The organism is Myxococcaceae bacterium JPH2 (assembly GCA_016458225.1).
Taxonomy (GTDB): domain Bacteria; phylum Myxococcota; class Myxococcia; order Myxococcales; family Myxococcaceae; genus Citreicoccus.
This window is the reverse complement of record JAEMGR010000019.1, coordinates 62360-76067: the sequence shown is the minus strand read 5'-3', so window position 1 is coordinate 76067 and position 13708 is coordinate 62360. Positions and strand designations below refer to the sequence as shown.

Sequence of the window (13708 nt, the reverse complement as noted above, 5' to 3'; positions counted from 1 at the left end):
CCCCGAGCGTAGGCGGCCCAGCCAGGGGAATCAAACACCCTGACGCTCAGCGCGGGTGGATTGCGCCCAACCCGCCGACTAGCGCCGGGCGGCGCGAACCTCGCGGGTCTCCCGCATCAGCGCTTCCAGCTCGTCCAGGTGGCGCCGGAGCACCGGCATCAGGACGGGCGCGGCATCCACCCGGTCGAACAGGTCCAGGATGCGATCCACCTTGCGCTCGATTTCCCCGGCCCGGGCCGGGGAGATCCGCCGCAGGAGCATGTCCGCGCCGGCCTCCATCAGCACGCGCGCCACGGCGTCCCGGGAGGCGAGCGGCTCCTCTCTGCGTTGGCCCTCGCCCCGGATGACGCGAAGCCCGGCCGCGCGGAAGCCCGCTCGGGACGTCGAGTTGCCTTCGGACATCTGGGAGCTCACCGGGTGCCTCCTCGACAGCGACTGCAGGGACCTGCTCAGGGTACTCACCGCGAGAGGTCCTCCAATTTTCTGGTCATCCGCACAGATGACTGCAGAGCTGTAGCACCCGGGACCGACATGAACGTCCGAGGCCGGATTCCCGGCCCTTCGCGTGCCTCACACTCGCGCCGCGCCTCAGTGGGCCGCGCACGAGCGCCGATACGAGATGTCCACCTTCGCGCCGGGCGGAGGCACCTGGGTGAAGATGACGCTGTGGGTCGCCCCGTCGTAATGCCACCCATTGTTCATGCGCACCCCATCCACCGTGACCTTGATGGTGCCCGCATCCGGGAGGTCGCTCAGCGGGAACCGGTCCTGCGCGCTGAACGCCTTGTTGGCCACCGTGCGCAAGAGCGGCGCGTAGTCCCCCGCGCAGATGTTGAGCGTCTCGCCGCCCGTGCGCGCCGTGGCCTCCGCGTAGCGCGTGCCCGCCCCGCCCGCGGTGGCGCAGGCCTGCGCCGTGGGAGCAATGGCGTAGAACGTCGCGCGCTGAGGCTGATTGATGCCCTTTCGCTGGTGCGCCCACTGCACATAGGTCTCCACCGCGTCGGGCGAGTGGTCGTCCTCGTCGCCCACGAACACCACCACCAGCGCCGCCTCGTCGCGCAGGAAGCCCGCGTTGCCATCGCCCGGCAGCGACGTGCGCGGATCATCCGCGTTGTTCACCAGCGGGATGCTGAGCGCGCGCCGCATCGCCTCGAAGCCCTGCTCCACCTGCGCGCACTGCCCCACCTGCACGTTGTTCTGGAGCCGCTTGGCCAGGTCCGGCATCGCGCTCGTGAGGATGCGCGGCGCGCTGTTGTCCACCGGGAAGAAGCGCCCCGCCTCCCCCCCCAGCGCTCCGCCCGGACACGCGCCCGACACCGGCGAGATGCCCGTGGTCGTCACCGCCACGTGCATGTCCACGCCCTTGCCCTGGGCCGCGTCCACGAACGCCGGGATGGCGGAGTTGAGCCGCGGCTGCTCCTCGACCATGGACGCGGTGTTGTCCACCACGAACAGCACGTCCACCTTGCTCACGTCCTGCTGCACGAAGCTGTCCGTCTTGTCCGTGCGGTTGGACGACTCGCCGATGAGCGGCACCAGCAACGGCGCCGGCAAGTCATCCGAGGCCACGAACAGGGGCGACAGGTTCATCCCCTGCACCTGCGCGGCGTAGTCCACCTCCACCGTGAACGAGGCCCCAGGCTGCAACTGGAACGTGGGCGGCGCGGGGTGGTCGAGCAGCTTGAACTCCGAGTCCGTCGTCCCCGGGCCAATCCACACGTTGCGCACCCCGACGGGAGCCGCGCAGGCGTTGAGGTAGTTCACCTCGCGAGGCCGAGGCGGACAGTCCTTGCGCGCGATGCCCCAGTCCACGAAGCCCGGCGACGCCACCAGACACGCCATCTGCGAGTGCGCCTTGAGCGGCACGTGCAGCACCGGACGCGCCGGCTCCATCTGCTCAATCTGGAGCGAGCCGGTGAAGTCCCCGCCCGTCAGCGGCGACAGGAAGGCCACCTCGAAGCTGAACCAGTCTCCTGGATACAGGATGCCGCCATACAGCTCGCCGCCCGGCATGACGAACACGCCGCCCGCGTTGTCCGTGAGGCGGATGTTCTTCACCGGGCACAGGTCCGTGCCCTGGTTCTCCAGCTTGATGCCCAGCACGGCGCCCTGCCCCGGCGGCACGGTGCCAAAGTCCAGCTCCTGCGGCGTCATCACCAGCACGCAGGGCGCATGCGGCTCGGCGGTGCCACGGAAGTCCATCTGCACCGTGCCCGCCGAGAACGCATCCGTCGTCAGCACCAGCGAGCCCGAGGCCGGCCCCTCGCGCAGCGGCTCATAGAACACGTCGAGGTCGATCTCCGCGCCGGGTGCCAGGGTGTAGGGCAGGTTCAGCGGCGTGTGGTTGAACTGCGGAGCGCCCGTCGGGTCCGCCCGCCACTCCAGCCCCTGGAGCGTGAGCAGCCCCGCGTTGGACGCGCCGCAGTTCTTCACGTTGACACGCACCCGCGTCTTCGAGCCGAGCGGCTGCGGTCCAAAGTCATACGCGACGGGTGAAACACACAGCTCGGCCGCGCCGCCATAGCCCTTGAGCTGCACCGGCAGCTCGGGATGGCGCTTGCTGTCGACGTGATACAGCGCCTCGTCCTCCGCGGGCCCCATGTGGCCTGGGCTGTAGCGCAGCTCGAAGCCCCGCACCTCGCCTGGCTGGAGCACGAGCGGGAAGCCTGGATTCGACTGGCTGAAGGACAGGTCCATCCCCGCCAGGGTGAGCGCGGTGAGCGTCACCGGCTCCGTGCTGATGTTGTGGACCCGCGACTCGCGCCTGGCGTCGCGGTCCACCGGCACCGGGCCAAAGTCCAACACCTCCGGCTCGGCGACCACCGCCCGCTCGAGCGCCTCCGCCGCGATGAGCACCGGCACATCCGCGCAGCCGTGACACGGCGCCACCACGAGCGCCACCTGCTTGAGCCCCACCCGCACGGGGTTGAAGGTGAGCAGCAGCTCCGTCTTCTCCCCCGGGCCCACCGTCACCGGCGCGGCGGCGAACTCATCCTTGTCCGCGCCGAGCACCCGCGGCGTCACCTCCACCGCCAGCTCCGTCGGATTCTCCAACTGGAGGCCCAGCGTCTTGCTGGACTCCGCCTCGATGCGGCCGAAGTCCAGCTGGGTCGGAGACACGCGCGCCCAGGCGTCCACGCCCGCGCCCGACAGGGGAATGCGCAGCAGCGGCTCCATCCGCGTGTCCGAGCGCACCACCAACGTGCCCGCCAGCCCGCCCGCGGCCTGCGGCGCGAAGCGGACCTTCAGCGTGCAATCGCGGCCTGGCGCCAGACTGTGCGGCCCATCGTCCGTGAAGCCCGCGAGGTACGAGCCATCCGGCCCCTCCACCCAGGCTTCGTTCACGGTGACGCGCGCGCGCCCCACGTTGCGCAACGTCACGTCCGCTTCGCGCGCGTCGAAAATGGCCACCCGCTGGAAGTCCACCCCGCCGGGCGTCGCCGTCAGCCGCCCATCCGCCAGCGTCGAGCGGTCGCGATCCGCGCACCCCCACACCAGCCCCACCATCACGAGGCCCCACCAGCCCCAGCGCCCCTTCATGGCACCCATCCCTTCCCCGCCGTCCCCACCCCTACCCTCCGACATCCCAATACATGGAGGTCAAGGGGAGCTGGTGGCGAAGCTAGGCACCCATGCCGGGACGGGCAACCACCCACGCCTGGGAATTCTCAGGGAGCTGCCGGCTACACCTTGGGAATGCGCAGGGTCTTGCTGATCATCGCGCTTCCACTCGCGACGTAGAGCAGCGCCAGCGGGTGGAGCCCGAACGGCCCCACCTGCCACAAGCCGCCCGCGAGCTGCGCGCCGATGAGGCCCTTCCACGTCAGCACCGCCAACACCATCACCAGCAACAGACTGGTGGGGATGGGCGTCCCCTCGAAGTACTTCACCTTGCCAGTCTCATCGGAGAGCGCCGCGGAGGTGACATTGAAGCGCGCCAGCCGGCTGATTCCACACGCCACGAAGTACAGCAGGGCCACCACGTCCAATCCGCCACGGAGGCCCGCCGCGAACCCCAGCGCCGCGGGCGCCATGCCAAACGAGATGACGTCCGCCAGCGAGTCGAGATCCGCCCCCAGGGGTGACTTCTTGAAACGCCACCGGGCAATCCGCCCATCCGCCACGTCCATCACCAGCGCCACGGGCATCAACCCATACGCCAGCCATAGGAAGTCCAGCGTGCCCGTCGCCAGGTACTGCATGGCGGCCAGGATGCTGCCCGCCCCGGCAAAGCCATTGCCGAGCGTCACGAAGTCAGCCAGCACGAAGGTGCGAATCATCGAGAAGTGACGCCGCGGGCGACGGGCCCGGGGCTGCGGCTGCTCGGTCGTCATGGGACCCATCTCCTAACACACGCCCTGTTCTCCCTGTCTTCCAGAACTCATGGCGCACCGCGTCTCCCACGTGGAGCATGAGAAGAGTCAAATCCCAGAAACATTTTGACGCTGGAATCACCGCGTCCCTAGGCTCGGCCCGCCATGCACGACCGCACCTCCCTATCGCTCCCTCGCGGCGCGGCCCGGTTCTTCCGAGCCTCCCGTTGGCAACTTCCTCTCTTCGCATCGCTGGCACTTGTCACCGCTGCGGGCTGTGGTGACGACGACAAGGATCCGCCCGTCACGCCGCCGCCGTCGGCCCCGAAGTACGAGGCCACCATCCGCCGCACCAGCCACGGCATCCCGCACATCACGGCGAAGGACATGGGCAGCCTGGGCTTCGGTCAGGCCTACGCCTTCGCGCAGGACCACGTCTGTACGCTGGCGGATCAGATCGTGAAGGTGCGCAGCGAGCGCGCCCGGTACAACGGTCCTGGCGCCGGCAACGCGAACGTCGGCTCGGACCTCGCGTACCTGTCGCTGGACATCTACAACAAGGCGCGCGTCGCGTTCGACACGCAGCCGGATGAGATCAAGGACCTGCTGCGCGGCTACGTGGCCGGCTACAACAAGTACGTGGCGGAGACGCCGGCGGATCAGCTCCCCGCGCCCTGCACCAAGGCCGCGTGGGTCAAGCCCATCACCGAGGTCGACCTGCTGGCGTACGACCTCAACATCACCCTGACCGGTGGCGTGAACCAGCTCGTGCTGGCCATCGCCGCGGCCACCCCGCCGGCCACCACGGGCGCCCAGCGCCTGGTGGAGCCGTCCATGGAGCAGCTCAAGGAGCTGCGCAAGGCGGACTTCGGCAGCAACGGCTGGGCCATTGGCGCCGAGCGCTCGTCCACCGGGCGCGGCATGGTCATGGCCAACCCGCACTTCCCCTGGGAAGGCGAGCTGAAGCTCTGGGAGAGCCAGCTGACCGTCCCCGGTGAGATGAACATCTACGGCGTGGGCCTGCTGGGCGTGCCCGCCGTGCTCATCGGCTTCAACGACAACATCGGCTGGACGCACACGTTCTCGTCCGGCGCGCGCATGACGGTGTACGGGCTGACGCTCGTCCCGGGCAAGCCGACCAGCTACTACTACAAGAAGGAAGACGGCACGACCGAAGAGCGGGCGATGACGGCGCGCACGTTCAGCGTCCTGGTGAAGCTGCCCGAGGGCTCGCTCACCACCATCACCCGCACGCTCTACAGCAGCCACTACGGCCCCATCATGGCCATCCCGGGCACGGCCGACTGGACCACCAAGTCGGTGCTGTCCGTGCGTGACGCCAACATCGACAACGCCACGTTCCTCGATCAGTTCCACTCGATGAACAAGGCGAAGAGCATGGCGGAGTTCCAGGCGGCCTACGCGAAGGCGCAGGGCATCCCCTGGGTGAACACCATGGCGGCGGACAAGGATGGCAACACCTGGTACACCGATGCCTCCCCCACCCCGAACCTGAAGCCCGAGGCCCAGGCCACGTGGAACTACGCCAAGGGCGTGGACCCGGCCACCAAGACCTTCTGGGACACGCTGGGCGTGGTGCTCCTGGACGGCAGCACGGCCCAGAACGAGTGGCAGAACGACCCGACCGCGCGCAGCCCGGGCCTGGTGCCCTTCAGCAAGATGCCGCAGATCGCCCGCCGCGACTTCGTCTTCAACGCCAACGACAGCTACTGGCTGGCCAACCCCGCCCAGCCGCTGACGGGCTTCTCGCCCATGCACGGCCTGGAGAAGGTTCCGCAGACCACGCGTACGCACATGAACCTCATCACCCTCACCGAGAAGAGCGCGACCGGCGCCTCGGGTGAGGATGGGAAGTTCACGATGGATGAGCTGAAGACGGCGGTGTTCAGCAACCGCAGCAGCACCGCCGAGGCGCTGCGCGCCTCCGTGGTCGAGCGCTGCACGGGCAAGACGACCATCCCGTACAACAACAAGAACGTGGACATCAGCCGCGCCTGCACCATCCTGGGTGCGTGGAACGGCCGCTTCGACGCGGACGCCAAGGGCGCCATCATCTGGCGCGAGCTGGGCGGCACCGTTCCCGAGCTGAACCTGATGAGCGCCGGGACGTTCTTCGCCGTCCCGTTCGATCCGGCCAACCCCATCACCACGCCGAACACGCTGACCCCGGCCCCGGCCCAGGGTGACGACCCGGTCCTCGTGAAGCTCGCGCAGGCCGTGGACACGCTGAACACGGCGGGCATCGCGCTCGACGCGACGCTCTCCTCGGTGCAGTTCACCGCGCGCAGCGGCACGCGCATCGGTCTGCACGGTGGCATGTCGCGCGACGGCGTCACCAACGTCGTCTCCTACGGCACGCTCAAGTCCACCCTGGACGCGACCGCCGCCCGCGGCCCCGTGCTCAGCGCCCGCACCGGCCTGACCAAGGACGGCTACATCATCAACAACGGCAGCAGCTTCGTCATGGCCATGCAGTTCACCGACAGCGGCCCGACCGCTCAGGCCGTGCTGACCTACAGCGAGTCTGACGACCCGAAGTCGCCGTTCTTCGCGGACCAGACGCAGCTCTTCTCCAAGAAGCAGTGGCGCCCGATCCTCTTCACCGATGCGGACGTGAACGCCAACCTGCTGGCCCCCGCCACCACCATCACCGGCGGCTAGTCCCCGCACGCGGCCTCCGTCCCTCCTTGAGGGCGGAGGCAGCGCCCCACCCCGGGAGCCCTCGCGGTTCCCGGGGTTTTCTTTTTTCCAATCCCTGTCTTGAATTCAGTCCCACGGCGTTTGGGGACTGGGATTGGACAGGCAGGTGCGAAGGCGACGGGGGATGTCGGAGGGGCGCGGGTAAATCCAGACGCCCCGCGGTCGCAGGACACCGTCCAATGTCAGACAGTGCAATGGGCCAGACTGCGCCATGACAACACTTCAGGCGCTCGAGGGCACATCATGTGTTGTCTGCGCAATGTCAGCCCTCGGGGCTACTTTCGTCGCCCAGAGGCAAGCGCAGGATGCCGCTAGCCCCGCCGAGTCAGCACCGCGGTTGCTCGACGAGACGCAACGGACCGGGACGGGCCCGGCCCATCAACCAAGGAGTCACGGGACGCCATGGCACCTCCGGTTTACAGGACTGACATCATCGACAAGGTCTTCTTCCTCCGGTGGGACTCGCCACCGAACCAGGATGAAGTCCTGTCGGTCTTCTCGAAGATGCAGCAGGCATATCAGCAGTTCCAGCAGCCGATGATTCTGGTGTCCAGCGCGGGTTCGAAGGCGGCGGTGCCCAACAGCGAGCAGCGCCGAAGCCTGTCCAACATGCTGTCGGACGCGCGGCCGTTCTTTTCGGAGATCCACGTCATCATCGAGGGGAGCGAACTGCAGCACAACCTTCAACGCGTCATCGTGTCCGGGATGCTCATCGTCACGCGCACGTACGACGACCAGTTCATCCGGGTGCACAAGAACGCGGAAGGGGCCGCGCCGTTCATCGCCAAGCGCCTGGGCGTGGACGGCGACCGCATCATCAGCGAGGCGCGCACGCGCGGCATCGTCGCCTGAGCGGGCCGGGGCCGCGGCCCTCTTCAGCCCCCGCTTCCTCGCGCGGCGCGGGGAAGACGGGGGCTTTGTCTTGGGCGGCTCAGCGCGTGGCCGTGCGCGGCGTCGCCCCGGGACGCGAGGCGGGGATGGTGCCGCGCACGTAGCGGTGATCGAAGAGGTCCACGTAGAGGTACTCGGGCCAGGACACCATCTCCGAGGGGCCCAGCATCACCCCACGCATGATTTCACTCACCATCAGCCCGGCCGCGGTGGTGGCGCCAATGACACACGTGGGCGCGTGGCCTCGGCCCTGGTAGCAGGCGTCCATGTATTCCTGGAGCATGTAGCTGCCCAGGTGGGGGATGATCTTCGGCAGGTCGATGCGGCCGTCCGGCAGGATGTAGAGCTCCTCGTACAGCGGCGCATCCGGCTGGAAGACGTGGAGCGCGGCGCCAAAGCCCAGCATGAGGCCCGTCATGATGGGGACCTTGCGGCGGCGGCACGCCTGGTGGAGGGACTCCTTGGCGCGCGCGCCCGCGATGTCGATGACCTCCACCACGTAGTCCACGGGGGGCAGGCCCTCGGCGCCAGCGAGCACGTCCTCGATGTTCTCGTCGGTGATGCCCTCGGACACCCGACGCAGGCGCAGGTCCGGGCGAATATCCCGGCACATGCGCCCCACCACCTCCACCTTGGATTGGTTGAGGGTGCTCTCGAAGCACCCCACCTGGCGGTTCATGTTGTGGCGCTCGTAGACATCGAAGTCCGCCAGGGTGAGGCAGCCGAAGCCCAGGCGCGCAAGGTCCACCGCGCACTGTCCTCCCGCGCCGCCCACGCCCGCCACGAGCACGTGGGTCTGGGAGAGCTTGTGCAGCAGCTCCGGGGTCATCACGCCGAGGTTGCGTTGGAATCGTGGGTCGACCATGGGTGTCCTCCTCACTTCTCCATGCAGACGTAGAAGTTCTCGCCGTAGTAGTCGTCTCCGTCCACGACGAGCGCGCGGCGGAAGCCCACGCGCTCCAGCTCGGCCACCAGCGCGTCCGGCTCGTAGAACGTCACCATCTCGTTGGGGTCCGTGGTGAGGCGGCGCGCGCACGACTCGTGGTGCGTCACCGCGGCCTGGAGCGCCTCGCCCCAGCGCCCCTCGGCCTTCCACTCCTCGATGGAGTGGCGCAGCACCTTCTGGAGATCCGGCCGCGGGCGCTTGTTGCTCGTGGCCAGCAGGACGCCGCCAGGCTTGAGGTGCGTGAAGGCCTCGCGCAGCGCGCGCACCGGCTCGCGCACGTAGAAGAGGACGTTGTTCATCACCACCGCGTCCGCGTCGCCCGCGACGTCGGCGGGGAACTCCGTCACCGTGCCCGGCTGCACGCGCCAGCGCGCCCGCACGCTGTCGGGCTCCGCCGCCTGCTTCAGCACCGCCCGCGCCAACATCGCCGGGTTGTTGTCGAAGCCAGACACGGTGTGGCCACGCCGCGCCAGCCGCTCACTCGCCAGACCCGTGCCGCAACCCGCGTCGATGACATACGGGCGATCCAACGTGTCTCGCAGGATCTTGCCGAGCTGGCGCTTGTAGCAGGGCAGCTCCGGAATCATCTGATCGTAGCTGTGTGCGAATTCGGTCCAGATGTTGTCCACGAGGACTGGGTTCGACATGGGGCCTCCCGCTGGGGTGGTGGGGCCTTCCGTTGTCGGTCCTTTCCCACCTCACCCGCGAGGGGTTCCCCCTAGCGTGTGTTGAGCACTCCCCCAGTTCCGCCTCCGCTGTCCGACGCCCATCACTTCCAGCGTTGAGTTCCTGTCTCAGTATTCATGTCTTGCCTTGTGAGCACGGACATGTTCATTTGCGGACAATTACCGCCCTGATGCATTGCGGCACCGGAGGCGTCCGCCGTTGAGCGGACCCAGTGCGGCACTGGTGAGTCGCATGCATCAGCGGTGAAGGGCCGGAAGACGCGAGCAATGGCGAGGGGTTGCGCCGAATCCCGCCCCACTGGACTTCGCGGGTGAAGTCCGACCCTGAAGGGCACTTCCAGTCTTTTCAGGTACTTAGCTGATGGCGCGGATTCTGCTCAAGGCGGGACCGCGTCTGGGTCAGGGCCGGAAGGGATGCTTCCCTGTAATGCACACATCTGGATTCGAGGTCGGTATGCGTTCCATGTTGAGCTTTGGCATCGCGTTCGCCCTGCTGGGGCTTGGCTGTGGCGAGGGTGTGATTCCCGCGGGTGAGGAGGGGGCCTGGCAGGTCCCGGCCGCGGCGGAGGTCCAACAGGCGCTGACGGTGGAGACGAGCGCCCTGGCGCAGGAGGACCTGACGGCGCGACTGGCCACCCAGGTCCCCGAGCGGGAGTGGCTGTTCGGCAACGTGGCGCACTACACGTACCGGCTCCAGGTGGGGCCGAGTCCGTATGACGTCCTCGTGGTGCACCGCGTGGTGAAGGAGCTGCTGCCCTGGCACGCGCTGCGCGGGGGCAAGGCCGTCTTCATGATTCACGGCGACCTGTGGGGCTTCACCTCGGCGTTCCTGTCGGGGGCGAGGACGCAACAGGTTCCGGTCCGGCAGTCCATCGCGGCGTATCTGGCCGACGAGGGGCTGGACGTCTGGGGCATGGACATGCGCTGGGTCAACGTGCCGCTGGGCCTCACCAACTTCGACTTCATGGCGAACTGGTCCATGGCCACCCACGTGCAGGACGTGCGCGTGGCGCTGTCGCTGGCGCGGGCCATGAGGCAGCCGGGCCTGGGCAACCCGGACCGGATGTTCCTGCTCGGGTGGAGCCGCGGCGCCGCGGTGGGCTACGCCTACCTGAATGCCGAGTCCCAGTGGCCGCGCGCGCTGCGACAGGTGGATGGCTTCATCCCCATGGACATGGCGGTGCGCTTCTCCCCCCAGGATGATCTGCAGCGGCAGTGGGCGTGCGCTCGCTACACGAAGCTCAAGGAGCTGCGGAACACTCCCGGCAACCCTGTCTACGAGGGCGGGCTGCTGGGCACCGCGCCGGGGACCACGGTGAAGCTGATTGGTCAGCTCGCCAGCGCCGCGCCGAATGCCCCGTCCCCCATCCCGCTCACGGACGGACCCGTGCTGACGCCGCCCACCAACCGCCAGTTCGCCATCATCGCCGCGGCGGCCACCTCCGCGCTCTTCACGACGCGCGCCCTCAACCCGATGACGCCGGGCTACCACCTCACGGCGGGCATCCCGGATACGTCCACCAACCTGCCCGAGGCGCTCACCTTCACGCGCGAGACGTACCTCTTCGACTACCTCCAGATGAGCGCGCCCTATCAGAGCCTCAACGAGGTGGTGGAGCTGGAGGGCCAGCTGTGCGGCGACCTGGACGTCCCGTACGACGACCACCTCAAGGACGTGCGCGTGCCGGTGCTGTACGTGGGCGCGGGCGGTGGCGTCGGGCGCTACGGCGAGTACTCGCTCACCCTCCTGGGCAGCACCGACAAGACGGTGCGCATCATCCGCACGCAGTCGTCGGAGAACACGCGCGCGCTGGACTACGGCCACGCCGACCTGTTCCTCGCGAGCGATGCGAAGGACCGGGTGTGGCAGCCCATTGCCCAGTGGATCCGCTTCCACTGAGTCAGGACCTCAGTCCGCCTTCCAGAGTCCGTGGCGGCGCGCGCGGCGGCCCAGCGTGACGGGGTCCATGCCCAGCGCGACCGCCGCGCGCCGCAGCACTCCGCCGTGGCGCTCCAGCGCCTCGCGGATGAGTTCCCGCTCCACGTGGTGCAGGCGCGCGCGCAGGGAGCCATCGCTGGATTGCTCCCCGCGCGGCGGCACCGCGCTGAGCATCCCCGGTGGCAACAGGCGCCGCGTCACCACCTCCCCCGGCCGAGACAACAGCACGGCGCGCTCCATCACGTTGCGCAGCTCGCGCACGTTGCCCGGCCACGCGTAGCCTCGCAGCACCTCGGAGGCATCCGGGGCCACGCCCGTGGCGGAGCGCTTCAAGGACAGGTTGAACTGGTCGAGGAAGGCGCGCGCCAGCTCGGGGATGTCCTCGGGCCTGTCGCGCAGCGGGGGGATGTCCAGGGTGAAGCTGTTGAGGCGGTAGAAGAGGTCTGCCCGGAAGCGGCCCGCGCGAACCTCTTCCCCGAGGTCGCGGTTGCTGGCCGCCACCACGCGCACGTCCACGTGCCGCACCTGCGTGCCGCCCACGGGGCGCACGTCGCCCGTCTCCAGTACGCGCAGGAGCTTGGCCTGGAGGTTCGGGGTGGTGTTCTCGATTTCATCCAGGAAGACGGTGCCCCCATTGGCCAGCACGAAGAGGCCGGGGTGGTCCGCCACCGCGCCGGTGAAGGCGCCCTTCACGTGGCCAAACAGCTCGCTCTCCAGAAGTGTCTCGGTGAGCGCGCCGCAGTCCTGCACCACCAGCGGCACGTCACCGCGCCCGCTGAGGCGATGGAGGATGCGCGCGAGCACCTCCTTGCCCGTGCCTGTCTCGCCTTGCAGCAGCACCGCCACGCGGTGCGGGGCAACCAGCCGCACCATCTCCATCACCCGCTGCATGGCGGCACTGCGAAAGCCCACGTCGTCCGAGCCGCGCCCAGGCCCCGCGGGCGCATGGGACAGCGCGCGCTCACGCAGCAGGTTGCGCTCCAGCTCCAATGCCATGCGCCACTGCTCGGTGCGCACGCCGTGCTCACGACAGGCTTGGAGCACCGCCTGGCGCACCAGGTCGACCCGCGGCTCGGGCCCCAGCGCGCGGAAGATGCGTCCAGTATTGAACAGGGCCACCAGCCGCTCCGGTGCGGCGGGGGCGCAGTAGATGATCCGCGAGGCCAAGTCGCTCGGCGGGCCCGCGCCGGAAGGGTCCACCTCGGCGCGCAGGACGGCCAGGCGCTCCACCAGCTCCAGGGCCTGCTCCTCGACGTTGCCACACACCAGCAACGCGGCCATGTCCCCGCGCGCCAGGAGCGAGTGCGCGTCAGAAAGGGTCGAGGCGAAGTGGGGCGTGGCTTGTCCCTCCAGCGCCATGCGCAGGCCGCGAGCCTCCTCGGCGCTGGCGAAGGCCACGGCGACCTGGACGTGCGCGGTGGCCAGGTAGCGCGCCAGCTTCAGGCCGTCCGAGCCCTCGAAGGCCCGGAAGCTCACGCCCAGCGCGGCCACCATCCCCGCCGCGCCCGTCATGTCGTGGCGCCAGCGGACATCCCCCCGCACGCGCACGTGCGCGCCCGTGCCCGGCAGCAGGAAGGACATCTCCACCGCCTCGCTCTCGCGCGGCCCCTCGGAGGTCGTGCGCGGCGTGGCGATGAGGCCGATGCCCGTCTCGCTGATGTTCACGGCCCAGCAACCGTGCAGCGACGGCTCGGTGACGACCTTCACGTACAGCGGCTTGCGCTCGCTCCGTGGGACATAGGCTGAAACCGGCCTTGTCATGGCGTGCGTCACTGTACCGGCCTCGTTCGCAGCGACGCGGGTATTTCTGGCTGACAGCGGTTGCCCCTTCTCCGCGGAAGTCTGGATCTTGTCCGCGATCAGACCCTTCGGGAAGCCGGGTGGCCACCCACCCGCTCCGAGCGTGCGCGTCATGAGCCCGTGACCCGCCGCCGCGAGCGCCGCTCAGGGCGAGCGTCCGCGTCGACGCGTCCGGCCTCGACCGTGCGCGCCATTCCAGCCGCGATGCGCCATGTCCACGGGCCCTCCCCCCGCGTCCCCGGGCGCTCGAGCGCGGACGCGGGCCAATGACTGCCATTTCTCTGCCCGACGCCATATCGCCCCGCAGGGCTGCCTCCACCTCCGGGCCCCCGGGCCCGCGCCCTCCGGCGGCCTCGCCACCCCTGCGTCACGTCAATCCCTCACATCGGTTCACAGCCATGTCTCTCCATGC

At 68.9% G+C, this 13708-nt stretch carries 9 protein-coding genes; 3 read left to right on the top strand and 6 right to left on the bottom strand.

Annotated features, from left to right (window positions below; translation table 11 throughout):
- Positions 1–78 precede the first annotated feature (78 nt).
- The 3 genes from JGU66_25790 to JGU66_25780 all read right to left on the bottom strand — a co-directional run bounded on the left by JGU66_25790 (position 79) and on the right by JGU66_25780 (position 4334).
- Entirely contained in the window at positions 79–402 is a 324-nt protein-coding gene (locus tag JGU66_25790; GenBank protein MBJ6764202.1) for a hypothetical protein, read from the bottom strand.
- A gap of 186 nt (positions 403–588) precedes the next feature.
- Positions 589–3540: a choice-of-anchor D domain-containing protein gene (locus JGU66_25785; GenBank protein ID MBJ6764201.1), complete on the bottom strand. Its 2952-nt coding sequence runs from the start codon at positions 3538–3540 to the stop codon at positions 589–591.
- Positions 3541–3683: 143 nt separating this feature from the next.
- Positions 3684–4334 carry a CDP-alcohol phosphatidyltransferase family protein gene (locus JGU66_25780; GenBank protein ID MBJ6764200.1) on the bottom strand — a complete coding sequence of 217 codons (651 nt, stop codon included), beginning with the start codon at positions 4332–4334 and terminating at the stop codon, positions 3684–3686.
- A 144-nt stretch (positions 4335–4478) separates the two neighbouring features.
- On the opposite strand from JGU66_25780, the gene JGU66_25775 reads away from it, so the two are divergent.
- Positions 4479–6995 carry a penicillin acylase family protein gene (locus JGU66_25775; protein MBJ6764199.1) on the top strand — a complete coding sequence of 839 codons (2517 nt, stop codon included), beginning with the start codon at positions 4479–4481 and terminating at the stop codon, positions 6993–6995.
- A gap of 441 nt (positions 6996–7436) precedes the next feature.
- Entirely contained in the window at positions 7437–7886 is a 450-nt protein-coding gene (locus JGU66_25770; protein ID MBJ6764198.1) for a DofA protein, read from the top strand.
- Between the two features lie 79 nt (positions 7887–7965).
- Here the strand turns inward: JGU66_25770 and JGU66_25765 are convergent, their stop codons facing one another.
- Together JGU66_25765 and JGU66_25760 are read right to left on the bottom strand one after the other, a co-directional pair.
- The gene (locus JGU66_25765; protein MBJ6764197.1) at positions 7966–8790 is read right to left on the bottom strand and encodes a ThiF family adenylyltransferase; all 825 of its coding nucleotides are present in this window, start codon (positions 8788–8790) and stop codon (positions 7966–7968) included.
- 11 nt (positions 8791–8801) lie between these two features.
- Entirely contained in the window at positions 8802–9518 is a 717-nt protein-coding gene (locus JGU66_25760; GenBank protein ID MBJ6764196.1) for a class I SAM-dependent methyltransferase, read from the bottom strand.
- A 493-nt stretch (positions 9519–10011) separates the two neighbouring features.
- Between JGU66_25760 and JGU66_25755 the strand changes: the two genes are divergently transcribed.
- Positions 10012–11457, top strand: a complete 1446-nt coding sequence (locus JGU66_25755) for a hypothetical protein (GenBank protein ID MBJ6764195.1) — start codon at positions 10012–10014, stop codon at positions 11455–11457.
- Positions 11458–11466: 9 nt separating this feature from the next.
- On the opposite strand, the gene JGU66_25750 is transcribed toward JGU66_25755, so the two are convergent.
- Complete coding sequence (locus JGU66_25750; GenBank protein MBJ6764194.1) at positions 11467–13257, bottom strand: sigma 54-interacting transcriptional regulator; 1791 nt, start codon at positions 13255–13257, stop codon at positions 11467–11469.
- Positions 13258–13708 lie beyond the last annotated feature (451 nt).